Genomic DNA, 15,957 nt, shown 5'->3' with positions numbered 1-15,957 from the left:
GCTGCCATCGGTGAGGATGACGGTGCTGCCCGCCTCGGCGGTACCGCTGATTGCACTGCCATTGCTGGGATTCACAGCGGGTGCCGCCGGAGCCTGCGAATCCACCTGGATGGTCGTCGGAGCGCTGACGTTACCGGCTGCGTCCTGGGCTACAACGTTGATCACCGTGCCATCGGCGAGCGGCGTCGTTGGCGTGAGGGACCAGTTGCCGCTGCTATCGGCCGTCGATTGGCCTATCGGATTACCGCTGCCGTCGGTAACGGTCACGGTGCTGTTCGGCTCGGCGGTGCCAGTGATGAGGGTGCCGTTGCTCGGATTGACCGCGGGAGCCGACGGCGCCACGCCATCGATGATGGTGCTGGCCGGCGGGCTGGTATTGCCGGCGGCGTCCTTGACCACCGCGTTGACCACCGTGCCATCGGGCAGTTCGCTATCCGTAGGGTACGACCAGTTACCGTTGGCGTCGGCTGTGGTATGGCCGATCGGGTTGCCGTTACCGTCGGTAAGGACCACGGTGCTGCCTGGCTCGGCAGTACCGCTGAGGCTGCTGCCATCGCTCAGGTTGATGGTGGGCGCGCCGGGGGCAACGCTGTCCACGGTTGTACTCCCCTGCCCACTGGTGTTGCCGGCTGGGTCGGTGGCAGTGGCATTCACCACAGTGCCGTCAGGCAACGGTGAGCTGGGGGTATAACGCCAGTCGCCGTTGGCATCGGTAATGGTCTGGCCGATCGGATTGCCGTTGCCATCGGTAAGGACGACGGTGCTGCCTGGCTCGGCGGTACCGCTGAGCTCGGTGCCATTGCTCGGGTTGATCACCGGGGCCAACGGCGCCACGCCGTCGATGGTTATGTTGGCGGGTGGGCTGCTGTTGCCAGCGGCGTCCTTGACCACTGCCTCGACCACCGTGCCATCGGGCAGGCGCGTGTCCGGGGTGTACGACCAATTGCCGTTGCCATCAGCGGTGGTCTGGCCGATAGGGTTGCCGTCGCCGTCGGTGAGGACCACCGTACTGCCCGGCGCGGCGATACCGCTGAGGCTCGATCCGTTGCTCGGGTTGATCTGCGGCGCGTCAGGGAAGTCAGGGGCTTGCACGGTCACCGCCGGGCTGCTGTTGCCGGCCGGGTCGGTCACGATCACAGTCACCGTCTCGCCGTTGGTCAGTGGCGGGTTCAGCGGAATCTGGAACTTGCCGTCGGGGCCGACCACCACGCTGACATCCGTTTGCCCGTCGCCGTTGCTGTCGACCCCCACGGTGGCGCCAGGCTCTGCCGTGCCACTGATGCTGCTGCCATCTGCGGCGATCTGCAAGCCGCTGGCCGCTGCTGGGGGGGTGGTGTCAGGCGGTACGCTACCATCGACACTTCCACCGCCACTGCCTCCGCCACCACCACCGCTGCTGTTGGCGATCGCGACACCGCCACCGATGACCGCAGCACCGGCCAGCAGTGCCGCGCCGGGGCTCAGCCCGGCAATGGTACCGTCAGTGGCAGTCAGTGACTCGAACCCGGCCAGGCTTTCCTGGGCCACATAGCCAGCCATCAACGGTCCATCGCCGGCGACCGGCGGCAGGTCGACAGCCAACAATTTGTCCCGGTCTACCAGATACAGTTGGCTGACAGGTTGCCCCTCGACATAGAAGTTGGCGATGCGCAGGTTTTCGCCGGACTTCAGCTGCACGATCAGGTCGGCACCGCTTTTTGAATATCCCTCGACACTTTCAGGCGCCAGATCCAGAACAACATTACTACTTTGGGAGAGGGTCAGTATTCCGTTACTGGGGATCGAAATGGGGGCGGCAGAGGAAACACTTTGAGCGAGAGGAGATATCTTGGCCTGTATCGACATGACTGACAGTCCCTTTGTCAACATTACGACCGAGTGGTCGCACTCGTTTCTTCAGAAATAGCATGCCGCCGATAAAACGCCAGTATCACTTTATCAATAGTTCTCGCGGATATGCCGGTACCGTTGCCCAACCTTTCAGTTGCACTTCGGAACCGGCCGTGTGCAATGTTTTACAGGGGATAAGCCTTTTGACCCGAACAATCCACTCGAGTAAAAAGTTGCCGATCGAGCATATTCATACGCTTGTGCTCAGTTGAGTGAGTGCGGAAAAAAGCGCAATCCATTTGCATCTATCAGGATGTAAAAAGGACGCTCATCGCATCCCGGTGGCGATAGAATTAAGTTTCATTTACACAACTGAAGTTGGGCAGGTCCATACGAACCAAGTCATTAAATAGCCCAGGCACAAATAGCTTGATAGTTGGGCAGCAATTCGCCGACCACTGACAATTCGAGCGCGACGAGGCGGCAACGCGCAACATCGCACTACGGCCGGTGGAATTGCCGGCAACGACACAACGAAAGCCCCCGCTTCCGGGTGTCGCTACCCAAAGGTGGGAAGGTCAGGCGATGGCCTGCAGAAACACCCAGGTCGCGGCGAAATCCAGCAGCAACACGGCAGTCACCACAAAAACCATGTAGAAGCGGTCGTCCCGGTTCATTTTTGCGCCCTCCGGAGGCTCGATCCCCCCTGGGTCCCAGCAATTTGCATTCCACCCTTGCGCCTCCCCAGGCGGGAGGCGAGCTCAGGCCGACCGGGCCTGGTGGATGGGCAGTTCCAGCCTGAACGTCGTACCGACACCTACTTCACTGGTTACCTGGATCTCGCCGCCATGGCGTTTGATGATGCCGTACGAAAGCGACAATCCTAGCCCGGTGCCCTGGCCAATCGGCTTGGTCGTATAGAACGGATCGAAAATCTTCTGCAGGCTCTCGGGCGGGATGCCACACCCGCTGTCCGCGACCTCGATCCATACCCACGCATCATTGGCGCCGGTTCGCAGGGTAATCCTGCCGCGCTCGGCGCCTATCGCCTGGGTGGCATTGACCAGCAGGTTCATGACCACCTGATTGATCTGCGAAGGCAGGCATTCGACCTGCGGCAAGGGCTGGTAATCCTTGACCAGATCGGCCTTGTGCCGGAGTTCGCTGGCAACAATGTTCAACGTTGATTCTATGCCTTGCTGCAGGTCTGCCAGTTGCCAGTCCTGGCTGCTGTCTACCCGCGAGAAGTCCTTGAGGTCCTTGACGATCCGCGCAACACGGCTGATACCGTCCTTGGATTCGCGGATCAGTGCCGGGATATCCTCCAGCAGGTAGTCCAGCTCGATTTCCGTGCGCAGCTTCGCCAGCTCCGCGCTCAGCCCGTGCGGAATCAGGGTGTTTTCCGCGTCAGCATAGGCCTTGAGCATGTTTTGCAAACGGCCGAAATAATCGTCCAGGGCGCCGAGGTTGGACGAGACAAAACCGATCGGGTTGTTGACTTCATGGGCCACACCCGCGGCCAGCTGGCCGAGCGAGGCGAGTTTTTCCGACTGGACCAGCTGGCTCTCGAGCAGCCGGCGTTCATCCACTTCGCGTTGCAGCGCTGCGCTGGCCTGGCCAAGTGCCTGGGTGCGCCGTTCCACCCGCTGCTCCAGTTCGTCGTTGGCGCTGACCAGCGCCCGGTTGACCCGGTTTATTTCGGCGTAGCTGCGCATCAGCCACACCCCCATGTACAGCAACAGCAATACCAGCAGGGTGGAAAACACCAGCAGGTAGAAATGGTACCGCTGGGCCGTCAGCGTGGCTGCCTGCTCGTCGCGGTCCAGCATCAGCGCAATGGCGTCAAGGCGTTCGGCGATCGGCACTGCCTCGATCGCCTCAAGCAGCTGGTCGACCTTGGGTTGCTCGTGCAGGATCAACTCGATGTGCTTGCTGATGGTATCGATGGGTGCCTGGAAATCGACCGGCAGGCGCTCTTTGTTGACCGAAAGATTGTTCAGGCCAACCAGGATATCGGCAGCCTTGTCCTCGGTGGTGGTCTGGGCAAATTCCAGGCTGCTGAGCATCAGGTCGTAGGTATCGCTGGTGATCCTGCGCAGGCGCAGCGCGTCGGCGTCGCCCAGTTGGCCAAGGTGCACCTGGATGACATCGGCTGCAGCGGGGAGAAAAGCCAGGGAGTTACGCAGGATCGCGTTGTGCGTCTTGAAACGCGAAACCAGCAGGGTCTTGGCATCGAAGGCTTGCTGGTAATCGGCAAAGGCGGCCTGCCAGGCGGGCAGCGCGGTTTTCTCGATGCGCGCCTCAAGCGTGCGGAACTCCCGCCACAGGCGTTTCATTTCCATCAGCGGCAGCACCAGCGGGTCGTAATTGTAGTTGGTGGTGGTGCGCGCCTTGAGTACTGCACTTTCCCACTGGGCGTCGTACTGCTTGATCTGGCGAATCAGGTCACGCGCCTGGGCGTAGGTACCGCTTTCATCAGACCTGGACATCCAGTACAGGTAGACCAGCACGGACGCCAACAGCATGGCGCAGGCAGCCAACAGCAACAGGCTGCGCCGGGCATTCAGCTTCATAACGGTTTGCCCTCCCATTGGCCGGTGAGGGTCTGGAGAAACTGGATGATCAGCGCTTTGTCACCCTCTCTTGGTGTACGCCCCAACTGATAATGGAACATGGCGTCGACGGCGGCCTCCAGGGTGGGTACCGAACCGTCATGGAAGTAAGGAGCAGTGACCGCCACGTTGCGCAGGCTGGGGACTTTGAACAGGTTCATGTCCTCCGGGTCGCCGGTCACGTTGTAGCGCCCCTGGTCGGCCACCGCTGGATTGCCACGCTTGGCGAAATAATCATCGAACACACCCAGCTTCTGCAGCATGTTGCCGCCAATGTTCACACCCTGATGGCAGGCGATGCAGCCGTATTCCTGGAAGCGCTGGTAACCATACTTCTCTTCCAGGCTGAGGCTGCTGGTGTCCCCCTGCAGGTAGCGGTCGAAGCGTGAAGCAGGTGTCAACAGGGTACGCTGGTAGGTGACCAGGGCATCTTCGATAGCCTGAGCGTCCACTGGCTTGCCATAGGCTGTGGCAAACCCCACGCGGTAGGCCGGGTCGCCGGCAATTCGCTGGACCACCGCAGCCCAGCCATTTTCTGTTTCGCTTGCACTGTCGGTTGCCAGGTGTACCAGGCCGTCAACCGATTGTGCACGCCCATCCCAGAACTGCAGGAAGTTCAGGCTCGCATTGAAGACGCTGGGGGTGTTGACGGCCAGGGGTTTGCCATCGCCCCCCGGCGAACGCGCCTGCCCGTCGGCACCTCCCCGGTCCAGACGGTGGCAATCCGCGCAGGACTGGGTGCCGTTGGGCGACAGCCGGGGGTCGTTGAACAATTGACGGCCCAGCTCCACCCGCGCAGGGTCAAGCTCAGGCACCGCCGGCAAGGGCGTCAGCGGCCCACCGATGCTCTGGGCCAACGCCAACGCCGGCAATACCGCCAGCATCGTGGCAACCCTGCGAACCTGCAGACCGCTCAGCACAGCACAAACCTCCCTGGCAAGATGCACGCTGTCTCCGAGCATAGTGAGGCCAATCGAGAAAAGCGAACGCCAGGGCAAATGTCATCTAGGCTGTAGCCAGGGAGCGGTCTGCGTGAAACCGGCCAGGAGGGACCATGGAGCTGCCCGTTACCGATGGTGCAACAGACAAAGCCGTGGTCCTTCTGGTGGACGACGAACCCTCGATTCTCAACAGCCTCCGTCGTTTGCTGCGCAGCCAGCCCTACGAAGTCCTGGTCGCCGAAAGCGGCGCCGATGCCCTGCAACTGCTCCAGCAGCGGCCGATCAATCTGGTGATGAGTGATGCACGCATGCCCAACATGGACGGTGCCACGCTATTGGCGCACGTGCATGAGCGTTTCCCCGACACCCTGCGCATTCTGCTTACCGGCTACGCTGACACGGACACCATCGCCAAAGCCATCAATGATGGGCACATCTACCGCTACATCAGCAAACCCTGGAATGATGAAGAACTGTTGGTCACCCTGCGCCAGGCGTTGGCCCACCAGCATTCGGAAAGCGAGCGAAAGCGCCTGGAACAACTGACCCAGGCGCAGATCAAGCAACTGAAGGCGCTCAACGAAAGCCTTGAACAGCGTGTAGCGGCGCGCACCGCCGAGTTGCAGCAGACGGCCGACATGCTCGACCTTGCCTATGAAGAACTCAAACGCAGTTACGTGACCAGCACCGAGTTCTTTTCGCAGTTGGGCAACATGCGCCTGCCCAAGGCCAAGCAGACCAACCGGCAAGTCATCGACCTGATACGGGTGTACTGCACCAGCCATGGGCTGGACCAAGCGACCTGCCGCAACCTGACCATGGCCGCTGCGCTGTACAACATCGGCAAGATGAGCTGGAGCGACAGCATGCTCACCTGCCCAGCCGATCTCATTCCTCCCCAGGAACGCGAGCTGTACCGCTCGTACCCGAAACAGAGCGAAGCGCTGGTGATGACCCTGGACCCCATGAAAGAGGCCGCGCAACTCATCCTTCACCATCAGGAGCGCTGGGACGGCAGTGGTTTTCCGGGCCACCTCAAGGGTGCGGCAATCCCGTTGGGTGCCCGCTGGCTGAAGATGGCCGTGGATTTCATCGAATTGCAGCGCGGGCTGGTCCTGGAGCGCCAGCTCAATAGCGATGAGGCCCTGCTGTATATCCGCAAATATGCCGGAAAGGTGTACGACCCGGAGCTGGTGGAAGACTTCGTCAGTGTCTGCGCCGAGTACATGCGCGACATCACCCTGACCGACCCGGCCATCAAGGTATTGAGCACGCACGAGTTGGCAGAGGGCATGCTCCTGGCGCGTAACCTCCATGCCGACAACGGCATGTTGCTGTTGAATGCCGGCAAGGTACTGAGCGGCCTGCTGGTAAAGAAACTGATTGCCTTCGAAGAAATGGAAGGCGGCAAATACAGTGTGTTCGTCAGAATGCCCGAGGAGGCCGGCAGCGTGCAACCCGCGCCGGCAACGGCGGGCTGACCCAGGGCAGCCCACGCCCGGCGCCAACACAACTGCGCTTTCAGTTGAGCGCCCTGCGCACCCCCTCGTCGATTACCTCCGCCTTGTAAGGGTTGCCACCGTTTTCATGGGTGATGATGCCAAGCACCATCGCCCGCAGCGTGGCCGGGTGCCTGAGATTGATCGGCTCGGTGCTGCGCACGCCAAGGCTGCGGGCCACCGCTTCGGCATAGGCGCGGGTATCGTTCTCGTTACTCGGCGCCCAGCGGTTGATGGCCTCGAGCACGGTATCGATGCCTTTTTCGCCCACGCCGGGCATACCGTCCTTGCTGCGGTAGTTGATGAGCAGCTTGCCGAGGGCGCGGATGCCGTTTTCCGGCTGGTCGAAACCAGCGAAGCGTGGCCTGGCTACGCCCTCTTCGAGGCCCAGCTGCCCTTGCCAGGGGTTGCGCGGGTTGAAGTCGATATTGCCCGGGTTGTTGTTGCGTATGCCACGTGGCGTATTCATCAGCTGACCTCCTGGACCGTTTGCTCCGTACCGTCGTCACTGCTGTTGATGACGCCGAAACACGTGAGTTTTCTCCAGGCGGACAAATCCCGCCAAATGGCAGCTGGCCGCAGACCGTAATCATTCCACCCGACACCACCACGACTGGGCGAACAACACGCCGTCGATTTCCTCGACCCCGTTGATGTTCATCCCGAGCTGGGCCATGCCGTTGACCTTGGCATCGTGCAGCCGCGGAATGATGTCCGGCCCGGGCGTCGGGTTGAACAGCCAGGCCTGGGTCGACACCCGCCCCAGCGGCTCGCTATGGTGGTCGCCGATGTGGACGTCGGCGCGCAATGCCGGAACCTTTCTCAACTGGTCGGACGGTATGGCAATGCCGCGCTCCCGGCGACGGACGATGAGGAAATACATGCTGCACCAATACTGTATATGGATACAGCATTTGAGCACCCTCGGGCCGCGCGGCACCAGTACCACTCGGCGGACTATGCTTGGCTTGCATGGCACGGCAGGAGGGTGACGTATGTGTGGCAGGCTGAGCCAGTACCGGGGCGTCGATGACTTCGTTGCAACCCTGAGCTTGCCGGAGGCCTGGCGAAACAACGTCGGCGACCAGCCGCTGGGCCAATACAACATCGCACCGACTACGGCGGTCGCCGTGCTGCGGATGGACGCCGCGGGCCTGCGGGCAGACCTGGTGAAATGGGGCTGGCGGCCGCATTGGGCGACTGACCGCGCTGCGCCGGTCAACGCCCGCGTGGAAAAAGTGGCGCACGGCCCGTTCTTCCGGGCGATCTGGCCATGCCGGGCGATAACGCCCGTCGACGGCTGGTACGAATGGGTTGATGAAGGCGGGCCGAGGAAACAGCCTTATTTCATCCGCCGTCGGGATGGCCGCCCTGCCCTGTGCGCATCGATCGGCCAGTTTACCGGTAACGCGGGCGACGGCTGCGTAATCATCACCGCAGATGCCCAAGGCGGCTTGGTCGATGTGCACGACCGCAGGCCTGTCGTGCTCTCGCCGCAATTGGCACGCGCCTGGATCGCCGCCGGCCTGCCGAGCGCGCAGGCGGAGCAACTTGTGCTCAACCTCGGCGAACCCGCTGATTGCTTCGAATGGTTCCGGGTGAGCGCGGCGGTGGGAAATGTGCGCAACCAGGGCGCCGAGCTGATTGATCCGCTGCCATGACCTATGCTGTGCTTGTTTCAACACCGTACGGTAGACGCCACTGAGTTGCGCAAGCAACGAACCGAGGAATGGAGACCCCTGATATGCCAGCTTGCCCGTTGCCCGCAGACGAAGCGCTGCGCCAGCGCACACTCGACGACATGAACCTGGTCGATACGCCTGCCGAACATTACCTCGATACCCTGGTGCGGCTCACCCAGGACCTGGCCCACGTCGACACGGTGCTGATCAGCCTCATCGACCAGGACCGCCAATGGTTCAAGGCGCGCATAGGGCTCGAGGCCAGCGAGACGACGCGCAGTATCTCGTTCTGCGGCTACGCGATTCTCGGCGAAGGTACCTTGATGGTTCCCGATGCCAGTCACGATACGCGCTTCGTCGACAATCCACTGGTGCTCAACCCGCCCTATATCCGCTTTTATGCCGGCCACCCCTTGCGCGCCGGAAATGGCAAGGCGATCGGTACACTGTGCATGTTCGACCCTCGGCCGCGCGAGCTCAGCAAGGCGCAGCAGGCGCATTTCAAGGACCTGGCCACCCTGGCGGAAGGCTATCTGCAACTGCGTGCCCTGGCGCAGATCAACCGCGACCTACGCCTCGAAATGGACCGCGAACAGCGCAAAGCCTTGCTCGACCCGTTGACCCAGCTATGGAACCGCGGCGCGTTGACGGCTTTTGGAGGGCACCAACGGCGATTGGCGGACCAGCATCACTTGCAGCTGGGGGCCATCTACGCAGACCTTGATCATTTCAAGTCGATCAACGACAAGTACGGCCATGCCGGTGGCGACAAGGTGCTCTGCGAATGTGCCCGGCGTCTGCGCGCGGCACTTCGTCCCGATGACCTGCTGGTACGTCATGGCGGCGAAGAATTTGTCGCCATATTGCAGGTCAAGGACGGCGACGAGCTGCGACGCATTGCCGAACGTATCCGGGAACTGGTCGGTGGCACGCCGATGCAGTTGCCCAACGCTCAACAGAAGGTCAGCCTGAGCATAGGCTGCACCCTGTTCGCCCCTGCAGAAACGCTGGAGGACGCGCTGGACCGCGCCGATACGGGGCTCTACGCTGCCAAACAGCAGGGGCGCGACCAGGTCGTCTACCGGGCACCGCCCGTGTGAGCGGCGCGTGGTTCCGGGGCTGGCAACAGGCCGCTGTGCGCCATGTTCCGCTCGTCATAACGTAATAGGCGCCCGGAATTGGCCAGCACCAGCAAGGTGCTGAGGTTATGCAACAGCGCGGCGACCATTGCCCCCGCCGCCCCCAGGATGCCAAACGCCGCAGCCACGACGATGGCCAGGGTCCAGCCCAGGCCGATCAGCACATTCACCTGAAGGGTGCGACGGCAGCGGCGGCTGAGGCGGATGCAGGTGCCCAGGCGCCGCAGGTCTGCGTTGATCAGCACGATATCCGCCGCGGCCAGCGCGATGTCGGCACCGCCCGCACCGATCGCCACGCCCACCACCCCGGCCTTGAGTGCCAGTGAATCATTGATGCCATCGCCTACCACCAGCGGGCGCAAGCCCATCTGCAGCTCATGATTGACCTGGCGCATCTTGTCTTCTGGCAGGGCTTCGGCTACCACGTGTCTGATGCCCAACTGGACGGCGATGGACTCGGCCACCCGGGTGCGGTCACCCGTCAGCAGCACCTGGCGCTGCAGGCCCAGCTCACGCAGTTGCTGCAGCGCCTCGGCGGCTTCGGCACGCACATTGTCGGCCAGCAGCAGCCAGGCCAGAAACCGGCCATTCAGGGCCAGGCCAGCAATCGGGCCGTCATGTTCGGGCACCTTGGGCACGTCCATGCCCAACTGGCTGAACAGCTCCGGGCGGCCCAACGCTGCTTCGCCCTCGACCGAGTGCGCCACTACACCAAAGCCCTGGCGCTCCTGGACATCCACCAGCGGCAGATGGCGGTCGTGCGGCACCAGCGCTGCCAGGGCCCGGCTGACCGGGTGGCTGCTGGCCGCACCGAGGCTGGCGGCAAGATCAATGATGGCGGCCTGGGACAAGCTGCTCGAGATGCCGATCACGCTGCGCAGACGCAGGTCGCCGTTGGTCAGGGTGCCGGTCTTGTCGATCACCAGCGAAGACAAGTCGGCAAGCTCCTCGAGAAACGCCGAGCCGCGAATCAGGATGCCGTGCCGGGCGGCAACGGCAATGCCTGCCACCGCTGTCGCTGGCGCGGACAGCACCAGTGCACAGGGACAGGCCGCCACCAGCACCGCCAGCATGGCCTGTGCATCGCGGGTGATGAACCAGGTTGCAGCGGCGATCAACAGCACCAGGACCATATAGCGCCCGGCGTACCGCTCGAGCAAGCGCGTAATGGGCGGCTTGGCTTGTTCGGCGCGCTGCATCAGGGCGATCACCTTGCCCAGGGTGGAGTCTTCGCCAACGCGGGTGACTTCCACCCGCAGCAGGCCATCCAGGTTGATCGAACCACCATGGATATCCATGCCAGGGCTGATTTCCTGCGGAACCGACTCGCCGGTGATTGGCGCGGTGTCGAGGCTGGCCCGCCCGGCGACGACCCGGCCATCGGCGGGTACCCGGTCACCGGCGCGGACCTCGACCTGGTCGCCGGGCCTGAGGCTGGCGTTATCGACCTCGTGCACCTGGCCCTCAGTGTCGATCAGCCGCGCATGGCTTCGTGTCAGTTGCCCAAGTGCCGCAATGGCCTCCTGCGAACCCAGCACGCTGCGCTCTTCGAGGATATGGCCGAAGATCATGATGATCGGCAACAGCGCCGCAGTGGCAAGGTCACCGGTCGCCCAGGCGCCCAGCATGGCCAGGCCGACAAGCTGGTCGGTGATGCCGTGCAGGCTAGGTTGCAGCAAGCTGTGCCAGGACGCGCGCAACACCGGAATCGCCACCAGCAGCGAAGCGCCGCCCAGCAGCAGCTGGCTGACGCCCTCTTGCGTCGGTGCCAGCCAGCGCCACACCAGCCCCAGCCCGAGAAGGCCCAGCGCCAGCATTGCCAGGATCAGCTGGCGCGCAGCAGTGCGCCGTTCGGCCTGCGACAGCAAGCCCGAGGTGAGGTGGGTATGGGCGTGGTGATGCCCGTGGCCATGGCAGTGATGGGTACTCATCGCGAGCAGCTCCGGAAATGGACGTGAACCGGGGTCGGCCGGCAAGGATCGAGCGGGACAGCCCCTGTACTCATGGCTTTGGCCCCTGCAGGATCATGTGCCCGGCATCCTCTTTGTTGACGGTGGTAACCGAGCCTGCACGGGCAAGGATTGCCGGTACGCGCTCCTGGTAGAGGCGCTGCAACAGTTGCGGATCCTGCTGTTGCGTCAGCCCGACGATCGTCGCCGTCTCGGCCTGGGCCCGGGCCAGCCGCTCGCTCGCCTCGGCCTGGGCCACTTGTACGGTGCGGTCGGCAGCCTGGGTGGCCTGCTGCAACTGACGTGCAGCGTCGTTACGGGCCTTGGCCACGGCCTGCTCGGCCTGCTGGCTGGCGGTAAGCACCGCGTTGAACGCGCTGACCGCAGACCAGGGCAAGGCAGACTGGATGTCGACCCGCGCCACTTCGATCCCCAGGCTGGCCCCGGCCGAACGCAGGCGCGCCAGGCTGGCATTGATGCCCTGTTGCAGGTCGCCGCGCAGTTGTTCGCGGTGCTCGGCCAAGCGGGCATCCGCACCTACCAGTTCAGGGCGCGCAACCAGGATGGCATCCATGTCGCGCGAGGCGCAGGTCAGCACCGCGTTGCGCTCTACCAGGCGATCCAGGGCGGCCTCGACGTGTAGCCCCTGGCGGGCGAAAGCATACGGATCCGTCACGGTATAGAACACCCGCACATCCAGCTGCACGGCACCGGCATCGCCGGTCAACAGAAAGCCGGAACCTGCCGTGGCATCACTGGCCAGCGAGCCGTCCTTGTCAGACTTCTGCGCCAGCTCGGAACGTAGCAGTACTTCGACCCGACGCTCGGTAACCCGCCCTGCCGAAGGCAACATCACCACCTGTTCGAACGGTTGCGGCCATGCCAGCAGCAAGCCGGCATTCTGGATGCGCGCTTCGGCCCCAAGGCGCAACACCACCGCGCGGCTTTCCGGGCCCACCTGGCGTACGTTGCCGAACAGCCAGCCCACTGCCGCCAGCAGGGTCACCACGTAGAGCACCAGGAAGCCGATGCGCCCCGACTGCAACCATGGGCTATCGGGCAACCGCGACGACAGCTGTTCAGCGCTGGCCATGGTCAGCTCCAGCCGGCAACGCCGGCCCCTCCACCAGCGCACGGAACGGCGCCGCGTCCGTTCGCAGTACCAGGCGGGTAGCGGGGTTGATGACCGCCCCCAGCGTGTCGAGCGAGCGCAACAAGGTGTACAGCTCTGGTGCGCCGGCGTACGCCTTGCCATATATTTGCGCCGCCTGCACTTGCGACTGGGCCTGGATCTGCGCGGCCTTCACGTTCGCGTCGGCTTGCAGGATCCTGGCGTCACGCTCGGCGGCCGACTGGATCTCGGCAGCCTTGCGCTTGCCTTCAGCAGTGCGCTCGGTGGCGATGGTTTCGCGTTCGGCACGCATACGGTCGACGGTGGCCTCGAGGGTGACCTTGGGCAAGGTCAGGCGCTCGATCCCGACCTGCACAACGCGTACCCCATAAGTGTTGACCAACTGCTGCGCGATCTGGTCCTGCAAGCGCTGCTCGAACGCCGCGATACGCACCCGGCTGGCGTCGACATTGACCAGGTCTGCCAGTTCGAAGCCGCTGGCAGTGGTTTCCAGTGCCGACCCCACCAAGGTACGAATCTGCCGCGCCGCCTCGTCCGGCTGGTTCTGCACCGCACGCATGAAAAGTTGGATGCTCTGTGGGTCGGGCGCTACCTGCCAGGCGATGTAGGCCTGCACAATGATGCGCAGGCCATCGCGGGTACCGACATCCTGCAGCCCGCTCGAGGTGGTGCGCAGGCGCAGGTCGACCGGCACTGCGGCCTCGAACGGCAGCGGCCAGCGCCAGTTCAGGCCGGGCTCCATCAGCACCCGCGACGGGTTGCCGAAGCGCGTGATGACGGTGGCCTCGCCTACCCGGACCTGGACAAAACAGGCGGTCGCCGCCATCACCAGGACAAGCAGCGCTGCCACGCCAAGGCGTAGCCAGGCCGGCCGGGCATGCCCTTGGCTGTGGTCATGGTCGTGATGGTGGTCATGGTCATGGCTGTGCTCATGGCCGTGTGCAGAATGGGAATTCAAGGGTTACGCTCCTGGGTGCGTCCGGATGCAGGTGCTGGTTGCGTAGGGTCGGCCGGTACAGCGAAGCTGCGCAGGTCCAAGGTCGGTGCCTGGGCTGCCGCCAGGCGGTGGTCGATGATCAGGCTGCTTGCCCCGGCCAATCCTTGCGACAAACGCTCCAGGTACTGCTCCAGGAGGAAAGCCTGGCCAGCGTGCTGCCAGGCTGTGCGTTCGGCGTCGAACCGCAGCGCGGCGGTACTGGCCTTGGTCTCAGTCTCGTGAGCGTCGGCAGTGGCCCTGTCGCTCAACGATGTCGCCGTGAAGCGCGCCTGGTTGAGCGTCTGCATGGCCTGCCCACGGTCGCGGGCGACCAGCGCCTGGGCGGTGATCTGCGCAGCCTGCACGGCATGGTAGGCATTGGCCGCGCCGGCCGGTGGGTGAATCGCTTCCACCGAAGTCGCCAGCAGTTCCACGCCGCTGTCCATCCGGTCCAGGTCAGCCTGCACGGCACGGCCAATGTCACGGCCGAGCGCTGCACGCTCTGCGCCGAGCAAGCCATCCAGCGAGCGGCCAGCGAAATCGTGGACCAACACCCGGTTGGCAACGCTGCGCAGCAGTTGCGCAACGTCGGTGGTGTGGTAGGTGGCCGCCAGTGCTGCCGCATCGCTCATGCCGATACGGTAGAGGAAGCGCACGTCCATGTTCACGATCTGCAAGCCCTGGCGCCCGCCCTCGGCGCCAGCAATCACCTGTGAGTTCTCGCTCAGGTGGGTGGCATCCCAAAGCCGGTTGGCCGATGCCGGGGCCGCCCCTTCGGCAGCGGCCAACGCGTCGGCCGCATTGGCCGCGCCGGAGGTCGCCAGCTCATGGATGACGCTGTTGTCGACGTTCAGTACCTTGCCAAAAGGCCAAGGCAAGCCGACATGCAAGCCCGGCTGGTACACCTCCAGCGGCTTGCCGTAACGTTCATAGACGCCGCGGCTGTTCATCGGCACTTCGACGATGCCGGTCAACAACCAACCGACCACCGCCACCAGCGCCGCTACCGGCACGAACGCTCTGCGCATGAAGGCAAAAGCCCATACCTGGCGCAAGTCGATACCCAGGCGCTGATGCAATTCGTTCTGCAGCACGGTGATCGGGCGCGGTGGCCATTGCAGCAGGTCGCCGACCAGGCTGCGTGCTACCAGCGCAGGCTCTTCGCCTGGGCGCCAGGGGCGAAACAGCGCCAGGGCTGCACGCGACAGCAGCTCCAGCGCCGCCAGCCCAGGTAGCACAGCGACCAATACCGCCAGGCGCGCCGGCCATAGACGATCGCCATCGACAAAGGCCAGGCAGGCAATGGTCAACACCTGCACAGCGATGACTAGCCTTATCATCGCCGCAAGCGCCCTGGCCTCGGGCCAGGTCGCCGCACTTTCGGCCATCAGGTGGCGCTCGGCCACGACCAGACAGAACGCGCACACGGCCAGGATGCCGATCGCAACCCAGGTCACCTGACCGGCGACCAGCGGTACGGGCAAGTCGAGGCGCCAGGCGCCCTTGACCAACAACAGCGCCAGCCCTACCAGGCCAATGAGCCAAGGGGTCTCGGCGCCAAGCTTGCGCAATTGCCGCTGGCACGCTTCGCCAAGCTGTGCACACCAACGATCGAAACGGCTGAGCGATTCCGATTCGGCCGTTTCCACCGCAGCGCTGCGCCAGAACGCCAACTGCGAAGGCGTCCCGCCCAGCAGGGTCGCGCGCCAGCTGGCCACCCGCCAGGCCGACTGCGCAACCGCAGCCAACAGCAACAGCGCAGCGGCATTGACGGCAAGCAGGACCAACCAATGAGAGTCGGGGCTGAACACCCCGACCAACCCCTGCAGCAGCATCAACAGCGTGGCAATTGCCAGTGCCAGATAGGTCCATTGCACCAGCTTGCGCGCGTGCACCGTCGCGCGCTGGAAACGGGGAAACCCATCGAGGTTGTTGGCCTCGGTGTCTAGATCGACGCTCATGAACACTCCAGGAAATACCAGGCGCCGCGAGTCAGGACCTCGAAGGGCTGGTAACAATTTGCAACAGTCGTTGTAACGTTATAACAAGGAATGTCAAAAATCTGTTGCCGTGCATACCCCGCTTACTGCATTAAAAATCGCGCACAAACCACCGGCCGCTTTCGACCCGTAGAGGGCTGTGCCTTGGGACTTGCGTGGATTCGGATGTGTTCGCCTTGGGGTATGTAGCGCCTTTG

The 15,957-nt window shown here is 63.6% G+C and carries 12 protein-coding genes; 3 read left to right on the top strand and 9 right to left on the bottom strand.

Annotated elements, in window-relative coordinates; translation table 11 throughout:
* From ACLEJP_RS25220 to ACLEJP_RS25210, 3 genes are all read right to left on the bottom strand, one after another.
* Positions 1-1,845 (bottom strand): Ig-like domain-containing protein (locus ACLEJP_RS25220; protein ID WP_440810818.1); only part of this gene is annotated, 1,845 nt, incomplete at its 3' end.
* A gap of 746 nt (positions 1,846-2,591) precedes the next feature.
* Positions 2,592-4,403 (bottom strand): DAHL domain-containing protein, encoded by a 1,812-nt coding sequence (locus tag ACLEJP_RS25215; protein ID WP_440810817.1) that lies wholly within the window; start codon positions 4,401-4,403, stop codon positions 2,592-2,594.
* Positions 4,400-5,326 (bottom strand): cytochrome-c peroxidase, encoded by a 927-nt coding sequence (locus tag ACLEJP_RS25210; RefSeq protein WP_440810822.1) that lies wholly within the window; start codon positions 5,324-5,326, stop codon positions 4,400-4,402. The genes ACLEJP_RS25215 and ACLEJP_RS25210 overlap by 4 nt, the downstream gene beginning before the upstream one ends.
* Positions 5,327-5,496: 170 nt before the next feature.
* On the opposite strand from ACLEJP_RS25210, the gene ACLEJP_RS25205 reads away from it, so the two are divergent.
* Positions 5,497-6,864, top strand: a complete 1,368-nt coding sequence (locus tag ACLEJP_RS25205; protein ID WP_440810814.1) for an HD domain-containing phosphohydrolase — start codon at positions 5,497-5,499, stop codon at positions 6,862-6,864.
* Between the two features lie 40 nt (positions 6,865-6,904).
* Here ACLEJP_RS25205 and ACLEJP_RS25200 read toward each other — a convergent pair whose 3' ends face one another.
* Both ACLEJP_RS25200 and ACLEJP_RS25195 read right to left on the bottom strand, forming a co-directional pair.
* Positions 6,905-7,351 carry a structural protein P5 gene (locus tag ACLEJP_RS25200; RefSeq protein ID WP_440810812.1) on the bottom strand — a complete coding sequence of 149 codons (447 nt, stop codon included), beginning with the start codon at positions 7,349-7,351 and terminating at the stop codon, positions 6,905-6,907.
* 120 nt (positions 7,352-7,471) lie between these two features.
* Positions 7,472-7,765, bottom strand: coding sequence for a hypothetical protein (locus tag ACLEJP_RS25195; protein WP_289135722.1), 294 nt, complete (start codon positions 7,763-7,765; stop codon positions 7,472-7,474).
* A 112-nt stretch (positions 7,766-7,877) separates the two neighbouring features.
* Here ACLEJP_RS25195 and ACLEJP_RS25190 point away from each other — a divergent pair, with 112 nt between their 5' ends.
* A complete protein-coding gene (locus ACLEJP_RS25190; protein ID WP_440810810.1) occupies positions 7,878-8,543 on the top strand; it encodes an SOS response-associated peptidase family protein in 666 nt (221 codons plus the stop codon).
* A gap of 83 nt (positions 8,544-8,626) precedes the next feature.
* Positions 8,627-9,664, top strand: coding sequence for a sensor domain-containing diguanylate cyclase (locus ACLEJP_RS25185; protein ID WP_289135726.1), 1,038 nt, complete (start codon positions 8,627-8,629; stop codon positions 9,662-9,664).
* Here ACLEJP_RS25185 and ACLEJP_RS25180 read toward each other — a convergent pair.
* The 4 genes from ACLEJP_RS25180 to ACLEJP_RS25165 form a co-directional block, all read right to left on the bottom strand.
* Positions 9,643-11,634 (bottom strand): heavy metal translocating P-type ATPase, encoded by a 1,992-nt coding sequence (locus ACLEJP_RS25180; RefSeq protein ID WP_440810808.1) that lies wholly within the window; start codon positions 11,632-11,634, stop codon positions 9,643-9,645. The two genes, ACLEJP_RS25185 and ACLEJP_RS25180, sit on opposite strands and share 22 nt — an antisense overlap.
* A gap of 70 nt (positions 11,635-11,704) precedes the next feature.
* Positions 11,705-12,745, bottom strand: a complete 1,041-nt coding sequence (gene hflK, locus ACLEJP_RS25175; RefSeq protein ID WP_440810807.1) for a protease modulator HflK — start codon at positions 12,743-12,745, stop codon at positions 11,705-11,707.
* Complete coding sequence (gene hflC, locus ACLEJP_RS25170) at positions 12,732-13,742, bottom strand: protease modulator HflC (RefSeq protein ID WP_440810805.1); 1,011 nt, start codon at positions 13,740-13,742, stop codon at positions 12,732-12,734. Before hflC ends, hflK begins: the two co-directional genes overlap by 14 nt.
* Positions 13,739-15,721 carry an SPFH domain-containing protein gene (locus ACLEJP_RS25165; protein WP_440810803.1) on the bottom strand — a complete coding sequence of 661 codons (1,983 nt, stop codon included), beginning with the start codon at positions 15,719-15,721 and terminating at the stop codon, positions 13,739-13,741. Before ACLEJP_RS25165 ends, hflC begins: the two co-directional genes overlap by 4 nt.
* Positions 15,722-15,957: the final 236 nt, after the last annotated feature.

The organism is Pseudomonas sp. SMV7 (assembly GCF_052041995.1).
Classification (GTDB): Bacteria; Pseudomonadota; Gammaproteobacteria; order Pseudomonadales; family Pseudomonadaceae; genus Aquipseudomonas.
This window is presented reverse-complemented; position numbering and strand designations above follow the sequence as displayed.